Annotated in this window: 16 protein-coding genes; 13 read left to right on the top strand and 3 right to left on the bottom strand. The window is 63.9% G+C overall.

Features of this window, described 5'->3' with window-relative positions:
* Nucleotides 1-36 precede the first annotated feature (36 nt).
* Entirely contained in the window at nt 37-1,119 is a 1,083-nt protein-coding gene (locus ASF66_RS21360; protein ID WP_049862447.1) for a polysaccharide biosynthesis/export family protein, read from the top strand.
* A gap of 278 nt (nt 1,120-1,397) precedes the next feature.
* Here ASF66_RS21360 and ASF66_RS21355 read toward each other — a convergent pair whose 3' ends face one another.
* Nucleotides 1,398-1,961 (bottom strand): hypothetical protein, encoded by a 564-nt coding sequence (locus ASF66_RS21355; RefSeq protein ID WP_056845287.1) that lies wholly within the window; start codon nt 1,959-1,961, stop codon nt 1,398-1,400.
* Between the two features lie 281 nt (nt 1,962-2,242).
* On the opposite strand from ASF66_RS21355, the gene ASF66_RS22760 reads away from it, so the two are divergent.
* From ASF66_RS22760 to ASF66_RS21325, 8 genes are all read left to right on the top strand, one after another.
* Nucleotides 2,243-2,407 carry a hypothetical protein gene (locus tag ASF66_RS22760; RefSeq protein WP_090360818.1) on the top strand — a complete coding sequence of 55 codons (165 nt, stop codon included), beginning with the start codon at nt 2,243-2,245 and terminating at the stop codon, nt 2,405-2,407.
* A 208-nt stretch (nt 2,408-2,615) separates the two neighbouring features.
* Nucleotides 2,616-5,069 carry a pyrroloquinoline quinone biosynthesis protein PqqF gene (pqqF, locus tag ASF66_RS21350; protein ID WP_056845286.1) on the top strand — a complete coding sequence of 818 codons (2,454 nt, stop codon included), beginning with the start codon at nt 2,616-2,618 and terminating at the stop codon, nt 5,067-5,069.
* A 130-nt stretch (nt 5,070-5,199) separates the two neighbouring features.
* Nucleotides 5,200-5,271 carry a pyrroloquinoline quinone precursor peptide PqqA gene (gene pqqA, locus ASF66_RS22315; protein WP_008365141.1) on the top strand — a complete coding sequence of 24 codons (72 nt, stop codon included), beginning with the start codon at nt 5,200-5,202 and terminating at the stop codon, nt 5,269-5,271.
* A gap of 79 nt (nt 5,272-5,350) precedes the next feature.
* Nucleotides 5,351-6,262 carry a pyrroloquinoline quinone biosynthesis protein PqqB gene (gene pqqB, locus ASF66_RS21345; RefSeq protein WP_056845285.1) on the top strand — a complete coding sequence of 304 codons (912 nt, stop codon included), beginning with the start codon at nt 5,351-5,353 and terminating at the stop codon, nt 6,260-6,262.
* Between the two features lie 228 nt (nt 6,263-6,490).
* Entirely contained in the window at nt 6,491-7,243 is a 753-nt protein-coding gene (gene pqqC, locus ASF66_RS21340) for a pyrroloquinoline-quinone synthase PqqC (protein ID WP_049862450.1), read from the top strand.
* Nucleotides 7,240-7,533 carry a pyrroloquinoline quinone biosynthesis peptide chaperone PqqD gene (gene pqqD / locus ASF66_RS21335; protein ID WP_049862451.1) on the top strand — a complete coding sequence of 98 codons (294 nt, stop codon included), beginning with the start codon at nt 7,240-7,242 and terminating at the stop codon, nt 7,531-7,533. Before pqqC ends, pqqD begins: the two co-directional genes overlap by 4 nt.
* On the top strand, nt 7,487-8,647 hold the full coding sequence (pqqE, locus tag ASF66_RS21330) for a pyrroloquinoline quinone biosynthesis protein PqqE (protein ID WP_056845284.1): 1,161 nt from the start codon (nt 7,487-7,489) through the stop codon (nt 8,645-8,647). Before pqqD ends, pqqE begins: the two co-directional genes overlap by 47 nt.
* Nucleotides 8,613-10,442 (top strand): S9 family peptidase, encoded by a 1,830-nt coding sequence (locus ASF66_RS21325; RefSeq protein WP_056845283.1) that lies wholly within the window; start codon nt 8,613-8,615, stop codon nt 10,440-10,442. The genes pqqE and ASF66_RS21325 overlap by 35 nt, the downstream gene beginning before the upstream one ends.
* Before the next feature lie 51 nt (nt 10,443-10,493).
* Here the strand turns inward: ASF66_RS21325 and ASF66_RS22310 are convergent, their stop codons facing one another.
* Together ASF66_RS22310 and waaA are read right to left on the bottom strand one after the other, a co-directional pair.
* Entirely contained in the window at nt 10,494-10,655 is a 162-nt protein-coding gene (locus tag ASF66_RS22310) for a YqaE/Pmp3 family membrane protein (RefSeq protein ID WP_082223739.1), read from the bottom strand.
* Between the two features lie 63 nt (nt 10,656-10,718).
* Nucleotides 10,719-11,990 carry a lipid IV(A) 3-deoxy-D-manno-octulosonic acid transferase gene (gene waaA / locus ASF66_RS21320; RefSeq protein WP_056845282.1) on the bottom strand — a complete coding sequence of 424 codons (1,272 nt, stop codon included), beginning with the start codon at nt 11,988-11,990 and terminating at the stop codon, nt 10,719-10,721.
* A 145-nt stretch (nt 11,991-12,135) separates the two neighbouring features.
* Here waaA and ASF66_RS21315 point away from each other — a divergent pair, with 145 nt between their 5' ends.
* From ASF66_RS21315 to ASF66_RS21300, 4 genes are read left to right on the top strand one after another with little or no spacing between them, the layout of a single operon-like run.
* Nucleotides 12,136-12,468, top strand: coding sequence for a DMT family transporter (locus ASF66_RS21315; RefSeq protein WP_049862455.1), 333 nt, complete (start codon nt 12,136-12,138; stop codon nt 12,466-12,468).
* Between the two features lie 42 nt (nt 12,469-12,510).
* A complete protein-coding gene (locus ASF66_RS21310; RefSeq protein WP_056845281.1) occupies nt 12,511-13,686 on the top strand; it encodes an NAD(P)/FAD-dependent oxidoreductase in 1,176 nt (391 codons plus the stop codon).
* The gene (locus ASF66_RS21305; RefSeq protein ID WP_056845280.1) at nt 13,683-14,495 is read left to right on the top strand and encodes an aldo/keto reductase; all 813 of its coding nucleotides are present in this window, start codon (nt 13,683-13,685) and stop codon (nt 14,493-14,495) included. The genes ASF66_RS21310 and ASF66_RS21305 overlap by 4 nt, the downstream gene beginning before the upstream one ends.
* A gap of 41 nt (nt 14,496-14,536) precedes the next feature.
* Nucleotides 14,537-15,502, top strand: a complete 966-nt coding sequence (locus tag ASF66_RS21300; RefSeq protein ID WP_056845279.1) for a hypothetical protein — start codon at nt 14,537-14,539, stop codon at nt 15,500-15,502.
* Nucleotides 15,503-15,762: the final 260 nt, after the last annotated feature.

The following is a 15,762-nucleotide window of genomic DNA, read 5'->3' as shown; positions in this document are numbered from 1 at the left end:
CCGTGTGAGAAGTCCGATTCTCCAAGGAAGATTGCAATGAAACGAACTGTATTCGTAGTCGCGTTGTTCGCCGTGCTGCTGCAAGGATGTGTGTTTTCCCCAGGGCAACACATGACGCCCGAGGATGCCGCCGATGACATCGGCGAAACCGGACCGGTCACGGTCCTGCCGATCAACGCGCAGACCGTCGCCCAGCATCAGAACCAGTACCGGCCCGAACCCGTACCGGCCGCGCTGTATGCCTACAAGCCAGGCGACTATCGCATCGGCGCCGGCGATGGTCTGCAGATCACCGTCTGGGACCACGTCGAGCTGAACTCGCCGACCAACCAGGAACCGCGCGCCCAGGGCACGCAGATCGTACGCAACGACGGCACCGTGTACTACCCGTTCATCAACTCCATCCAGGCCGAAGGCAAGACCGTCAGCGAACTGCGCAATGACTTGCAACGCGCCCTCTCGCGCTACCTGACCGACACCCAGGTGGACGTCAACGTGCAGAACTACGCCAGCCAGCGCGTGGTGTTTTCCGGCTCGTTCAAGAACGCAGGTCCCCAGGTGCTGAACAACGTGCCGTTGTCGCTGATCGAAGCGGTCAGCCGTGCCGGTGGCGACGATGGCAGCGGCAACCTGGCCGGGCTGATCCTCAAGCGCGACGGTCACGAGTACCTGCTCGACATCGACACCCTGAACCGCAAGGATTCCAAGCTCAACGGCATCTACCTGAAGAACGGCGACCAGTTGCACCTGGGCAACAACCGGGCGAACAAGGTCTACGTGCTCGGCGAAGTCAATTCGCCCCAGGTGATGACCTACGGCACCAGCACCTTCACCCTGCTCGAAGCGCTGGGCAACGCCGGCGGCCTGTCCCAGGAAACCGCCAACGCCGAGGCCATCTACGTGATCCGCGGCGCCCAGGAGCGCGCCCAGCAACCCGCCACGGTGTTCTACCTCAACGCCAAGAAGCCAACCGCTTTCCTGCTCGCCCGCCAGTTCGACCTGCAAGCCTCGGACGTCGTCTTCGTCGGCCCTTCGGACATCACCCGCTGGAACCGCTTCATCAGCCAACTGCTGCCCTCGGCGTCCGTGGTCGCTACTGGCAATGCGCTGAGTCAGTGATCGGGCGAGAAACCACTATGAAGTACGTGCACAACGGTTGATTTCTGGCTGGGTACGTCCAGAGTGCTGAATGGCTTGTGTACGCTTGCCGATCCTTGCATACTTATTTTGCGACCTGGTCGCGCTCAGGGTGGTTACAGGGATCTTCGGATCGCACCCCGCTGCTGCTGCAAAGCAGTTCGTCCATGACGAGGCGACAGCGACCTGCCCTACCGCAACGCACGCTGTTCGGTAGCTGAGATCCCCTCCTCGAGAGGGGATCGCTGTTTCTGGCCTGGTCATTTCTTGTGTCGATTTCTGACCTCTTTGGGACACAGCCCCTTAGGTTTGCTTCTGGTCTGCATTGCGATCTTGAAGATATTGAAACCCTTCCTGTTGACTGGGAAGTCGACGCCTTCACCCCTACGGGCGAAAAATGCACTGGTCACGTGCATTCTCAATAGCCGGTGCTCGTGAAAAAAAGCCAGACAGATCTTGTAGAGCTCAAGCTTGCCGGTAGCACTGTTGAGCATCTTCATCGTAAAGAAGCGCTCATCCCTGGTTTGATGAATAAGGGCGCCTTGATCAAGCTTTTCCAGTAAGCCCCTGAGTTTCTTGGACGCTTCATAGCGTTCCAGACATACCCTGCGTTCGTGCCGACCATCGGGGTATGCAAAGGCTATGGCGTACTCGCTGTTGTCATCGGTGAAGCAATGCAGTCCGTAGGTAACCACAAATTCCGGCGAAAGCTTTTCGCCTTTGAACATTACCGCATGGCATGACAAATGGCCCATGGCGTAACGTGTTCCCGCGTGCTCGAGGTCGTCCCAGACCTGAATCGAATCTACCTGATATTTTTTCAAGCTCGCTCCTGGAGCAGTGTCAAACCTTGATGCTAACCGAATCCAATCCTGAAATTTGCGCGCAAGGGGGACTCTGAACCCTCCAGCTTGAGCTCGCTCATCGTTCGGGCCAGCGTCGTTCCTGGCCTGCAGGTCGGTAACGTTTTGAATCAGCCTGCTACTAGCGATCAGACGCACTGAACGCTTGGGCAAGCGCTCCACTCCAAGTCTTGCCCGGGCGCTCATTGCCAGCGTTTCGCGTCGACGGGTATTCGAATCATCTGCCCACACCAGGAATCCCCATGACTGACCCACGCAACGTTGCCCACGACAAGAAAGTCCAGCAGGAAAAGAAGAACCACGGCGAAGAGATCGCACCCAACGCCGAGCACGCGCCACAGCCAGGCATGAAGCCGGCGCTCAAGCACGACGATGAGCAGCAGGACGAGCAGGATGACAAGGCTTGAGCCTGTCTGTGAGCTGAGTTGAAGACCGTGGTCTGGCGGTGCCGGTTCATGTCGGCGGCCGCCACATCGCCTCCCGAGATGTGCATTTCTCCGCAATCCGCAAAAAAGCTCGTTTTGTCTGGAAAATCCCAGTGCGAACGGCTCCCCCGCCCACCCCCAAATCCGCTACGATTACGCCCTACAGCCTGACCGCTCAAAGGGAATTGACATGCCTCAACCTTCACTGCCGGCCGCCGAACACGTGGTGCTGGACAACGGCCTGCACGTGCGCCTGCATCATGAGCCCCGTCTAAAGCGTGCCGCCGCCTTCATGCGCGTTGCCGCAGGCAGCCACGACGTACCTGCCGCCTGGCCGGGTCTGGCCCATTTCCTTGAACACCTGTTCTTTCTCGGCACCGAACGCCACAGCGGCGACCACGGGCTGATGGCCTTCGTGCAGAATCACGGCGGGCAGATCAATGCCAGCACCCGCGAGCGCTGCACCGACTATTTCTTCGAAGTGCCGGTGAATGCCTTCGCCGGTGCGCTGGAACGTCTCTGCGACATGCTCGGTCATCCGCGCATGACCCAGGCCGAGCAACTGCGCGAACGCGAAGTGCTGCACGCCGAATTCGTTGCCTGGTCGCGCGATCCCGAGGCACGCCACCAGCAGTGGTTGACCAGCGCGCTGGACGCCGAGCATCCGCTGCGGGCCTTCCACGCCGGCAATCGCTACAGCCTGCCGGTGCCGCGCGATTCGTTCCAACAAGACCTGCGCAGCTTCTACCGGCGCTTCTACCAGACCGGACAGATGACCCTGTGCCTGGTCGGCCCGCAACCGCTGGAGCAGCTGCGTCCCATGGCAGAAAAGGCGGCCGGTGCGCTGCGTTCCGGCGACACTGCTGAACAGATCGCCCCACCACCGCTGGTGGGCATGCCGAGCGAAGCGGTCGAGCCGCCGGACAAAGGCCGTTTCAACCTGCTGTTCGCCTGCGAAAACCTGCCCCGCGGCGCCACCCAGGCCCTGGAGTTCCTCGCCACCTGGCTGGGCGCCAGCCAGCACGGCGGCTTGTTGGCCGAGCTGCGCCGTCGGCAACTGGTGCAGACCCTGGAACTGAGCACGTTCTATACCTTCGCCGACCAGGCCCTGATCAATATCGAATTCAAGCTCACGCCGGCAGGCGAAACGGCGACCGCGCTGATCGGCCAGCTGTGCTTCGATTGGCTGGAGTTCTTCCAGGCCCACGACGACTGGCAAGGCCTGCGCGAGGAATTCCGCCTGCTCAACGAGCGCCGCTTGCAGGTCGCCAGCGCCTTGGAGCTGGCTCGCCATCACAGCGATGAAACGCCGTGCGAGTTGAGCCGACAGGCCTTGCAGGCGTTGCGCGAGATTCTCGAACACCTGCGTCCCGAGCATCTGTTGCATCCACTGGCAGCCGGTCCGGAACGCGACCTGGCCGGTCGCTGGCGACTGCCGCCGCGCAACCGCTTTCTGCGCCCCAGCCGCCGCCCGGACCATCCCGTACCGGATCCGCAAGGTCTGGCCTATCGGGACGGCGCTTCGGCGCACAGCCATGAAGCCGCTCTGTACCTGCGCTGGCGGGTCAATGCCTCGCGCCATCAGGGACTGTTCCGTACGTTGCGGGACAGCCTGCGCAAACTCACCGAAGAAGCACGCCAGGCCGGTGTGCAGATGGCCTTCAGCAGCCTGGGCGACGACTGGCAACTCAAGCTGAGCGGCGTGCAGGCGCCCATCCCGGCGCTGCTGGAGCAAGCCCTGGAGCTGCTGGCCATACCGGCCCCGGAGGTCTGGCACCAGGCCGGGCAGGAATCCGCCAGTACCACCCTGACCCCCATCAAGGAACTGCTCAAGCGCCTGCCCGACCACAGTCTGGGCTATTTCCATAGCCGCACCTCCGACGAAGACCTGCGCCCCCTGGCCTTGCAGAAGCTGTGGGGCGCGGCGCGCTGGGATGGCCTGGCCGTCGGCATGAACGACGGTGAACGCAGCGCCCTGAACAATGCGTTGCGCAAGATGCCCGGCACCGCCAGCCCGCAGCGGGCTCAACCGCATCCGGCTCAATCGGGGCGTAGCTGGAGTCATGTGCCCTGCCAGTCGAGCGAACAGGCGCTGCTGTTGTTCTGCCCGGTGCCGAGCCAGAGCATCGCCGACGAAGCCGCCTGGCGCCTGCTGGCGCAGCTGTGCCAGACCTCGTTCTACCAGCGCATGCGCGTCGAGCTGCAATTGGGCTACGCCGTGTTCAGTGGCCTGCGCCAGATGGCTGGCCGTACGGGTCTGGTGTTCGGTGTCCAGTCGCCCCAGGCACCGCTGGCCGATATCCTGGGCCATGTGCAGACCTTCATCGAAACCCTGCCAACCCTGATCGATACCCTGAAACCCGCTGCGCTGGACACTCAGCGCGAAGAGCTCGCCAGTCGCCACGAGCGCTCGCAGATGGACCTGCTGCCCTTGGCCGAGCTGCTCTGGCAAGCCTGTCAGGCCGGCCATGGTGCCGACTACCTGAGTGCCCTGCAGCGAGCCGTGCGCGAACTGCGCCCGGACGACCTGCACCACGCGGCGCAGCAACTGGCCAGCGGCACCGGTGGTTGGCTGTGCCTGGCGACGGGACCTGCGCTGGAGCCTTCGTGGGTGCCGGCCCAGCGATCGTTACCGGGCAGGTAACGGACTTTATCGAATAAATACCCATAGGCGGCTTTCTTATTTAGTAACATAGCGCCCCAAGGAGCATTGAACGTCCTACGGTCGGGGCGGACTAATGCTACAAGCCCATCAACCCAGAAGGAGATCTCTTATGTGGACCAAACCTGCTTACACTGATCTGCGCATCGGCTTCGAAGTCACCATGTACTTCGCCAGCCGCTAAGCTTCAGTTGCAACGCAACGCCTCGGCCAGCCACTGACCGGGGCGTTTTCATTTCCAGGCTTGACGCTGCGAGTTCTCCATGCATATCCAGATTCTCGGCTCCGCCGCCGGCGGCGGCTTTCCCCAGTGGAACTGCAACTGCACCAATTGCAGTGGCTTTCGCGATGGCAGCCTGCGTGCCCATGCGCGCACGCAATCGTCCATTGCCCTGTCCGACGACGGGGTGAACTGGGTGCTGTGCAACGCCTCGCCGGACATCCGTGCGCAATTGCAGAGCTTTGCGCCCATGCAGCCGGGCCGTGCCCTGCGTGACACCGGGATACAAGCCATCGTCCTGCTCGACAGCCAGATCGATCACACCACCGGCCTGCTCAGCCTGCGCGAAGGCTGCCCACATCAGGTCTGGTGTACCGACATGGTGCATCAGGACCTGAGCACCGGTTTTCCGCTGTTCAACATGCTCAGCCACTGGAATGGCGGACTGGACTGGCAACGCATCGAACTGACAGGCAGCTTCGTGATTCCGGCCTGCCCGAACCTGCGTTTTACCCCTCTGCCGTTGCGCAGCGCCGCGCCGCCCTACTCGCCCCACCGTTTCGACCCGCATCCGGGTGACAACCTGGGTTTGATCGTGGAAGACACCCGTACCGGTGGCACGTTGTTCTATGCGCCGGGTCTGGGCCAGGTGGACGATGCCCTGCTCGAACGCATGGCGGGCGCGGACTGTCTATTGGTAGACGGCACCCTCTGGGATGACGACGAAATGCAGCGACGCGGTGTTGGCACCCGCACCGGACGCGAAATGGGCCATCTGGCGCAGAACGGCCCGGGCGGCATGCTCGAAGTGCTCGAAGGGCTGCCGCGCCAGCGCAAGGTGCTGATCCACATCAACAACACCAACCCGATCCTGGACGAAGACTCGCCACAGCGGGCCGAACTGGCCCGGCGCGGTGTCGAAGTGGCGTTCGATGGGATGAGCATCGAGTTGTAGTGGCGTGTCAGGGAGGGCCTCTTCGCGGGCAGAGACCCGCTCCCACAGGGTTCAATGCAGCCCTTGTGGGAGCGGGGCGGGCGGCGAGCCCTCTGCCCGCGAAGAGGCCCTCACCTACAACACATTCCCCACAAGGATCGATGCAATCCCTGTGGGAGCGGGGCGGGCGGCGAGCCCTCTGCCCGCGAAGAGGCCGGCACTGACAACACATTCCCCGGGAGAACCACAATGTCCGACACCCCCATGACCCCCGCCGAGTTCGAGCAGGCCTTGCGTGCCAAGGGTGCGTATTACCACATCTACCACCCCTATCACGTGGCGATGTACGAAGGCCGCGCGACCCGTGAGCAGATTCAGGGCTGGGTTGCCAACCGCTTCTACTATCAGGTCAACATCCCCCTCAAGGATGCCGCCATCCTGGCCAATTGCCCGGACCGCGAGATTCGTCGCGAGTGGATCCAGCGCCTGCTCGACCACGACGGTGCCCCCGGCGAAGACGGCGGCATCGAAGCCTGGCTGCGCCTGGGCCAGGCCGTGGGCCTGGATCCCGACCAGTTGCGCTCCCAGGAGTTGGTCCTGCCCGGCGTGCGTTTCGCTGTGGACGCCTACGTCAACTTCGCGCGGCGGGCCAACTGGCAGGAAGCGGCGAGCAGCTCGTTGACCGAACTGTTCGCACCACAGATCCATCAGTCGCGCCTGGACAGCTGGCCCGCCCACTACCCGTGGATCGACCCGGCCGGCTACGAATACTTCCGCACTCGCCTGGGCCAGGCCCGGCGCGATGTGGAGCACGGCTTGAGCATCACCCTGCAGCACTACACGACGGTCGAAGGCCAGCAGCGTATGCTGGAAATCCTGCAGTTCAAGCTCGACATCCTGTGGAGCATGCTCGATGCCATGAGCATGGCCTACGAGTTGAACCGTCCGCCCTATCACAGCGTCACCGACCAGCGCGTCTGGCATAAGGGGATCGCCCTATGAGCTTCGACCGTCAAAGCACGCCGAAATGGCGCCAAGGCTACCGCTTCCAGTACGAGCCCGCGCAGAAAGGCCATGTGCTGCTCTACCCCGAAGGCATGATCAAACTCAACGAGAGTGCCAGCGCCATCGGCGGGCTGATCGATGGTCAGCGCAGTGTGGCCACTATCATCGCCCAGCTCGAAGAACAGTTTCCCGGCGTGCCCGAACTGGCCGAGGACATCGAGCAATTCATGGAGGTCGCCCGTGCACAGCACTGGATCGAACTTGCCCAGCCTGCCACCCACGCCTGAAGTCGGCCTGCCGCTTTGGCTGCTGGCGGAGCTGACCTACCGGTGCCCGCTGCAATGCCCGTACTGCTCCAACCCCCTGGACTTCGCAGCCCAGGGCAAGGAATTGAGTACCGAGCAGTGGTTCAAGGTGATGGCCGAAGCCCGCGAGATGGGCGCGGCCCAGATCGGTTTCTCCGGCGGTGAACCGCTGGTGCGTCAGGATCTTGCACAACTGATCGGCGAAGCCCGGCGCCTGGGGTTCTACACCAACCTGATCACCTCGGGCATCGGCCTGACCGAGCAGAAGATCGCCGACTTCAAGACCGCTGGCCTGGATCACATCCAGATCAGCTTTCAGGCGAGCGACGAGCAGGTCAATAACCTCTTGGCCGGCTCGAAGAAAGCTTTCGCGCAGAAGCTGGAAATGGCCCGTGCGGTGAAGGCCCATGGCTATCCGATGGTGCTCAACTTCGTCACCCATCGGCACAACATCGACAAGATCGACCGCATCATCGAGCTGTGTGTGGCTCTTGAGGCCGACTTCGTCGAACTCGCCACCTGCCAGTTCTACGGCTGGGCCGAGCTGAACCGTGCGGGCCTGCTGCCTACCCGTGAGCAACTGGTACGCGCCGAGCGCATCACCAACGAGTACCGCGCCAAGCTGGAAGCGGCCGGCAGCGCCTGCAAGCTGATCTTCGTCACGCCCGACTACTACGAAGAGCGCCCCAAGGGCTGCATGAACGGTTGGGGCAGCATTTTCCTCACCGTGACCCCCGACGGCACCGCGCTGCCCTGTCACGGCGCGCGTCAGTTGCCTGTGGAATTCCCCAACGTTCGCGATCACAGCTTGCAACACATCTGGTACGACTCTTTTGGCTTCAATCGCTTCCGCGGCTATGCTTGGATGCCCGAGCCCTGCCGCTCGTGCGACGAGAAAGAGAAGGACTTCGGCGGCTGCCGCTGCCAGGCCTTCATGCTGACCGGGGATGCTGCCAATGCCGACCCGGTGTGCAGCAAGTCACCCCACCATGGCGTGATTCTGCGCGCTCGCGAAGAAGCGGAACACGCCACCCAGACGATCGAACAACTGGCCTTCCGCAATGAACGAAACTCTCGCATCATCGCCAAAGCATGACCGCTTCAGCGCCTCCCAGGCCGTCGCCGCCGGGACCGATTTCGCCGAACTTCGGGTCGGCCCCGCCGGCGTGTTCTGGAACGAGTTCCGCCCCCAGGATGGCGCTTGCCGTGTGTGGACCGAGCGCGACGGCGTGGCAACGTGCCTGACACCCGACGGTTACAGCGTGCGCAGCCGCGTCTACGAGTACGGTGGTGGCTCGTTCTGCCTGGCGAATGACGAACTGGTGTTCGTCAACGAGGCCGACCAGCAGCTGTACCGTCAGCCGGTGACCGGTGGCCTGCCGCAGCCTTTGAGCTTCGGCCAGATGCGCTACGGGGGGCTGGAATATGCCGCAGGCCAGGTATTGGCGGTGGAGGAAGACGGCGACACGCATCGTCTGGTGGCCATCGACCTGGCCAGCGAGCGCCATCGCGTGCTGGCCGAAGGCGCCGATTTCTACGCATCACCGGCGCTGAGCCCGGACGGCACCCGCCTGGCCTGGATCGAATGGGATCGGCCCCATCAACCCTGGACGCAAACGCGCCTGATGTGCAGCGAACTGGCGGCTGTCCCGGAGTGCGTGGCCAGTGGTTTCAGCCTGCAGCAGCCGCGCTTCGATGAACAGGGGCGGCTGTACTGCCTGTCCGACGCGCAGGGCTTCTGGCAACCCTGGGCCGAGGTCGGCGACGACTGGGCGCCATTGCCCGCCGCCAAGGCCGATCACGCCGCGGCCCCTTGGCAACTGGGTGCCTGCACCTGGTTGCCGACGAGCGACCAAGGCTACCTGAGCAGCTGGTTCGAAGCAGGCTTCGGACGTCTAGGCCTGTGCGATGGGCAAGGCCAGTGTGTGGACTACACCGGCGAGTACACCCGCTTTCGCGCGCTGGCCATGGACGCCGATCACCTCTACGCCATCGCTGGCTCGCCGGTGCAGCCATCGGCGGTGATCGCCATCGACCGCCATGACCACAGCGTACGCACCCTGGCGGGCGGCTATTCGCCTTTGCCGGCCGAGCAGGTCAGCCTGCCGCACCCGCTCAGCTACCCCAGCGGCGGCGAACAGGCACACGGCTTCTTCTACGCGGCACAGAGCGACGAGCGGCATCCGCCTCTGGTGGTGTTCATTCACGGCGGGCCGACGTCGGCGTGCTATCCGGTGTTCGATCCGCGCATTCAATACTGGACTCAACGCGGCTTTGCCGTCGCCGACCTCAACTATCGCGGCAGCAGCAACCATGGCCGCGCCTATCGCCACGCCCTGCATCTGCGCTGGGGCGAAACCGACGTGCAGGATGCCTGCGCTGTGGTCGAGTACCTGGCCGCTCAAGGCCGCATCGATCCGCACCGTGCGTTCGTGCGTGGCGGCAGCGCGGGTGGCTATACGGTCTTGTGCGCTCTGGCGTTCGCCAAGGTGTTCCGCGCCGGCGCCAGCCAGTACGGGGTCAGCGATCCGGCTGCCCTGGGGCGCGTCACCCACAAGTTCGAGAACGATTACCTGGACTGGCTGATCGGCGACCCGGACGTCGACCACCAGCGCTACGCCGACCGCACGCCGCTGCTGCATGCGGACCGAATCACCGCACCGGTGATCTTCTTTCAGGGAGAGCTGGACGTAGTGGTCGTGCCGCAACAGACCCGCGACATGGTGGCTGCGTTGGAGGCCAACGGCATACCCGTCGAGGCGCACTACTACGCCGAAGAACGGCATGGCTTTCGCAACGCCGCGAACCTTGCACATGCGCTGGAGCATGAGTGGCGGTTCTATCTGCAGGTGATGCAGGAGGACGACCGCGGACTGGTCGACCTGCTCTGAACGGGTGCCGGTGCGGTCGTCGAGTGGACGAACGCACCGGCAACAACGTCGTTACTTTCTGCTGGCGATGATGTACACCGCGTGGATGATGCCGGGGATGTAGCCCAGCAACGTGAGCAGGATGTTCAGCCAGAAAGCGCCACCGAAGCCCACTTGCATGAACACGCCGACAGGCGGCAGGAGGATGGCGAAAATGATGCGAATGATGTCCATGGTGCAGCTCCTTGAGGTCGATGCATAACAGACCTCGGGCCGCCCTCGGCGTTCCGCGGGGCGCTAAAGCTTGGCGTCGAGGGCATCGAGCAGGCGCTTCAACGCGCCTTGGTTGGCGCGCATCACGGCCAGCCCGGCCTCTCCGCTGCGCACCGCATCACGCGGCAGCTCTATCCACTGTCGCACTGCCGTTGCCAGACCCTGTGCGTCGTCGACCTCGACCAATGCACCAGCCTCGCGCAGCATCGCGCCGATCTCGAGAAAGTTGAACATGTGCGGCCCGCTCAGCACCGGCTTGGCCAGCGCGGCAGGCTCCAGCGGGTTGTGCCCTCCATTGGCCACCAGACTGCCGCCGACGAACGCGATGTCCGCCAGGGCATAGAGGAACAGCAACTCGCCCATGGTATCGCCCAGCAGCACTTGGGTTGCCGCCGTGACCGGCTGATCGAGCGAGCGCTGCACCGTGGTGAAACCCTGGGCCTTGCACAACGCATGAACTGAAGCGAAACGCTCCTGGTGCCGCGGGACCAGAATCAGCAAGGCATCGGCGTGGCTGGCGAGCAACTGACGATGGGCGGCCAGGATCACCTCATCTTCACCCTCGTGAGTGCTGGCGGCGATCCAGACCGGGCGTTCGCTGGCCTGCCACTGTTCGCGCAACCGAGCGGCGCGGACAGGCACGGTAGGGTCGACGTTGAGATCGAACTTGATCGAGCCGGTCACCTGCACACACTCGGGGCGTGCGCCCAACGCCAGAAAACGCTCTGCCTCGACTTGTGTCTGCACCGCCAGCAGGCTCATTTCCGCCAGCATTGGCGCGGTCAACCGAGAGAAACGTGCATAGCCCCTGGCCGAACGCTCGGAGAGCCGGCCATTGGCCAATGCGACCGGAATGCCGCGCCGGGCGCACTGATGAATGTGGTTGGGCCACAGTTCGGTTTCGATGATCACGGCCAGCCGCGGACGTACGTGGTCAAGAAAGCGGCCAGATGCCCAGGGCAGATCGTACGGCAGGTAGCAATGCTGGATGCGCGGCTCGCCAGCGAACAGTGCCTGGATGCGCTCCGACCCGGTCGGGGTCATGCAGGTCACGGTGATGGGCAGCTCGGGATGGCGCAGCAGCAACTGGCGGATCATGGGTGCGGCGGCAATGCTTTCGCCCACCGACACGGCATGCACCCAGATACCCCCCGGCTGCATCGGCGGCAAGCGGTAGGCGAAACGCTCGCTCAGGCGTTGCCCGTAGGCCGGCGCCTTGCGCGCGCGCAACCACAGACGCACGGCCAGCAACGGCAGCGCCAGGTGAAACAGCAAGGTATAGAGAGTTCTGTTCATGGCGGCGAAGTGTACTCAGGTCATGATCCTTGACCAAGTGCCCGCCGCAACCCTGCGAACCGATTGCCCGGCGATCACTCGAAATGGACGAACCCGCGCCGGCCGTGCATCGCCTAGAATGCCTGCATCGAACAGGAGCCCCACCATGAACGCCTACGCTTTTCTTGCCATCGCCATCTGCGCCGAAGTGATCGCCACTGTCTCCATGAAGGCGGTCAAAGGGCTCAGTACACCGCTGCCGCTGTTTCTGGTGGTGGCCGGCTATGGCATCGCGTTCTGGATGCTGACCCTGGTGGTGCGCACGGTGCCGGTGGGCATCGCCTACGCCATCTGGGCGGGCATGGGCATCGTCATGGTCAGCATCGCCGCCCTGTTCATCTACGGGCAGAAGCTCGACCTGCCGGCCATGCTCGGCATGGCGCTGATCGTGCTGGGCGTGGTGGTGATCCAGCTGTTCTCGAAAACCACCGGGCACTGAGGCTGTATACTCCCCCGCCTGTCCTAGCCTGCGAGGTCTGCAATGCCGTCTGAACTGTCCACTGATATCGTCATCGTCGGCGCCGGTGTCGCCGGGCTCTGGCTCAACGCGCGGCTGCGCGCCCTGGGCTATTCGACGGTGCTGGTGGAGAACGCGCGCCTGGGCGGCGGGCAGACCTTCAAGGCCCAGGGGATCATTCACGGCGGTGCCAAATACGCCCTGCACGGCGCGCTGACCGGCGCCTCCGAAGCCATCGCCGACATGCCGCGGCGCTGGCGGGAAGCGCTGGCTGGCCAGGGCGAACTGGACCTTTCGGGCGTGCGCCTGCTGTCCGAGGCGCATTATCTGTGGTCGCCGGGCACGCTGGCGGGCAACCTCACCAGCTTCTTCGCCAGCAAGGCCGTGCGCGGCCGGGTCGATCAGGTCAAGGGCGAGCAGCTGCCGCCCGCGCTGCAGGACCGCGCGTTCAAGGGCAAGGTCTATCGCTTGGCCGAGCTGGTGGTGGATGTGCCTAGCCTGGTCGCTCGGCTCGCCGAGCTGGCCGGCGATGGGCTGCTGGCGGGCGAGCGGATCGAGCCACTGTATGACCAGAACCGGCTGGCCGGACTGATCGTCGACGGCCGGGTGATTCGCGCCCAGCGCGTGGTGCTCAGCGCCGGCGAAGGCATCCAGGCCCTGCTGTCGGAACTGGGCGTCGAACAACCCACGATGCAGCGGCGGCCACTGCACATGGTGCTGGCCAAGGGCGCCAACCTGAAACCCTTGTACGCCCATTGCCTGGGCGGCGGGCCGAAGCCGCGCATCACCGTCACCACCCATCCGGGGGCCGACGGCCAATGGGTCTGGTACCTGGGTGGCGAGATCGCCGAAGCCGACGGTGTGGCTCGCGATCCGGCCCAGCAGATCGCCGCTGCCCAGAAGGAAATCGGCCAGTTGCTGCCGTGGGTCGATCAAAGCCAACTGCGCTGGGCCACCTTGCGGGTCAATCGCGCCGAGCCCGCTCAATCCGGGCTAGTGCGCCCGGACAATGCGTTTCTGGCAGATCAACCCGGCTTGCTGGTGGGTTGGCCGACCAAGCTGGCCCTGGCGCCGGATTTCGCCGACCGCGTCATCGCTGCCCTGCAGCGCGATGGCATTGCACCGCACAGCCATGCTCCCCTGCCAGAGCTGCCCAAGCCGGCCCTGGCCACACCTGTCTGGGATGAACTGCTGCCATGAGCCTGCCCACCCTGCACGACCTGCACCGCCCGCTGGGCGACACCGGCCTACGGGTTTCCCCCCTGGGCCTGGGTACGGTGAAACTGGGCCGCGACCAAGGGGTGAAATACCCCAACGGCTTCACCATTCCCGATGACAGCGCCGCGCGCATGTTGCTGGGCCAGGCACGTCAGCTGGGCATCAACCTGATCGACACCGCGCCGGCCTATGGCATCAGCGAAGAACGCCTGGGGCCGCTGCTGCGGGGTCAGCGACAGGACTGGGTGATCGTCAGCAAAGTCGGTGAAGAATTCGAAGGGGGTCAATCACGCTTCGACTTCAGCGCCGAGCACACGCGGTTCTCGGTGGAGCGCAGTTTGAAACGCCTGGAAACAGACTTCATCGATCTGCTGCTGGTGCATTCGGACGGCAACGATCTGGATATTCTCCAGAGCTGTGAGGTGTACGAAACGTTGGCGACGCTGAAGGCCGAAGGCAAGATTCGCGGCTTCGGCTTTTCCGGCAAAACCGTGCAGGGCGGGCTCAAAGCCCTGGAAACCGGGGACTGCGCCATGGTCACCTACAACCTGAACGAGCAATCCGAGCGCCCGGTGCTCGACTACGCGGCCGCCCACGGCAAGGCCATTCTGGTGAAAAAAGCGTTGGCCAGCGGTCATGCCTGCCTGGCTCCGGGTGTGGATCCGGTGCGCGCCAGCTTCGAGCTGCTGTTTGCTCACCCTGGGGTGGCCAGTGCTATTGTCGGAACGATAAATCCGCTGCACCTGTCCCACAACGTAGCGACAGCCGCTGCCGTGCTACTCAGGAATTGACGCCGCCGACGCGGCCGACCCCGACGCAAGAAGGAGCCGTAATGCCGCGTACCCTGACCCGAAAGAATCCAGGCAATTTCAAGACCCTGCCCCTTGCCGTCGATGCCACGCCCGAAGCCCTGAGCTATGAAGCCGTGGGCATGCCGTTGAATTTCGCCCAGACCCTGGAGCGGCGCAAACCGGTCGAGGTGAATGACAGCGAACGCTTTCGCGTGGAACTGGCCAACCTCGGCGTGTCGGTCCGGCTGACCCTGAACTGGCGTGGGCGCGACTACTGGGTGCTGGTGCGCCAGCGCCGCGAAGACCGCGGCGACGTCGTGCTCAAGCTGATCTCTGGCTATGTGCCGGCTCATGAAGTGAACCTGCCGCTGCACACGGCCATTCAGGAAATTGCCGAAGAATGCCTGCTGGAGACGTCGGAAGGCTGGCTGGGTGGGCGTTTCAACGACACTTGGCTGCCGACACCGTATGACCAGGTCTTGCGCTATCAGGAGAAATTGCCCTTTCGCTTGAGCACCCGCTCTGGTGCAGCGCGGCCGGTGAAGTGTGGCAGCCTGAACCTGATCGAACGGCCACGAGCGTATGTGCATGTACCGACGGCTTCGTTGCAGTTGGTGTACGACCTGCGTCTGGAAGTGCCGCCGCAGGCCAAGGGGCTGAGCCTGTTCCACGTCGAGGAGCGGCTGGAAAAGGGTGAATTGATCACCCGCCTGAGCCGCAGCAAGCCTGACCTGTACCTGATTCCTTTGAAGGACGGGCAGCCGGTCGCCGAGCTGTACACGTTGAAGAAGGACAAGCTGCACGCGGCGGGCACACGCGGGGTTTATCTGGCCGAGAGCTTCGCCGCACAGGATGGCTGGCTGGTACGCGACGAACGTGTGCGGTGGCGTGACTGGGTGGCGGAAAAAGGCCTCGCCATCCCGAAGAAGCCCCGCACCAGCCTGGAGAAATTCAAGGTCAAGGCGCGAGTATTGGTGCGCAAGGTGCGCAGCGGTCTGCACAAGTAATCCCATTGTCCCGACCGGCTACCGTCGTGCGGTGTGCCTGGGAAACCGCGGTGTGGCCGGACGCGGCTTGCGCCGCTGCTACAGGGGTGTGGGCCGGAACCGGGGGGTGGCACTTGCGGTGTGCCTGGGAAACCTCGGTGTAGCCGGACGCGGCTTGCGCCGCTGCTACAGGGGGTGGGCGGTGGATGCGGTCTCTGTAGCAGCGGCGCGAGCCGCGTCGGCGGTGGACGCGGTGCATTTGCGGGAACGCGGTAAAACCC

Source organism: Pseudomonas sp. Leaf129, assembly GCF_001423465.1.
GTDB classification, from domain to species: Bacteria; Pseudomonadota; Gammaproteobacteria; order Pseudomonadales; family Pseudomonadaceae; genus Aquipseudomonas; species Aquipseudomonas coleopterorum.
The sequence above is the reverse complement of the archived record's forward strand: the minus strand, read 5'-3'. Positions and strand labels throughout refer to the sequence as shown.

Bases quoted from the DNA above. Each gene is read 5' to 3' on its own strand.
- ASF66_RS21360 (WP_049862447.1), top strand. From the start codon at position 37: ATGAAACGAACTGTATTCGTAGTCGCGTTGTTCGCCGTGCTGCTGCAA.
- ASF66_RS22760 (WP_090360818.1), top strand. From the start codon at position 2,243: ATGACTGACCCACGCAACGTTGCCCACGACAAGAAAGTCCAGCAGGAA.
- pqqF (WP_056845286.1), top strand. From the start codon at position 2,616: ATGCCTCAACCTTCACTGCCGGCCGCCGAACACGTGGTGCTGGACAAC.
- pqqB (WP_056845285.1), top strand. From the start codon at position 5,351: ATGCATATCCAGATTCTCGGCTCCGCCGCCGGCGGCGGCTTTCCCCAG.
- pqqC (WP_049862450.1), top strand. From the start codon at position 6,491: ATGTCCGACACCCCCATGACCCCCGCCGAGTTCGAGCAGGCCTTGCGT.
- pqqD (WP_049862451.1), top strand. From the start codon at position 7,240: ATGAGCTTCGACCGTCAAAGCACGCCGAAATGGCGCCAAGGCTACCGC.
- ASF66_RS21325 (WP_056845283.1), top strand. From the start codon at position 8,613: ATGAACGAAACTCTCGCATCATCGCCAAAGCATGACCGCTTCAGCGCC.
- ASF66_RS22310 (WP_082223739.1), bottom strand. From the start codon at position 10,655: ATGGACATCATTCGCATCATTTTCGCCATCCTCCTGCCGCCTGTCGGC.
- waaA (WP_056845282.1), bottom strand. From the start codon at position 11,990: ATGAACAGAACTCTCTATACCTTGCTGTTTCACCTGGCGCTGCCGTTG.
- ASF66_RS21315 (WP_049862455.1), top strand. From the start codon at position 12,136: ATGAACGCCTACGCTTTTCTTGCCATCGCCATCTGCGCCGAAGTGATC.
- ASF66_RS21310 (WP_056845281.1), top strand. From the start codon at position 12,511: ATGCCGTCTGAACTGTCCACTGATATCGTCATCGTCGGCGCCGGTGTC.
- ASF66_RS21305 (WP_056845280.1), top strand. From the start codon at position 13,683: ATGAGCCTGCCCACCCTGCACGACCTGCACCGCCCGCTGGGCGACACC.
- ASF66_RS21300 (WP_056845279.1), top strand. From the start codon at position 14,537: ATGCCGCGTACCCTGACCCGAAAGAATCCAGGCAATTTCAAGACCCTG.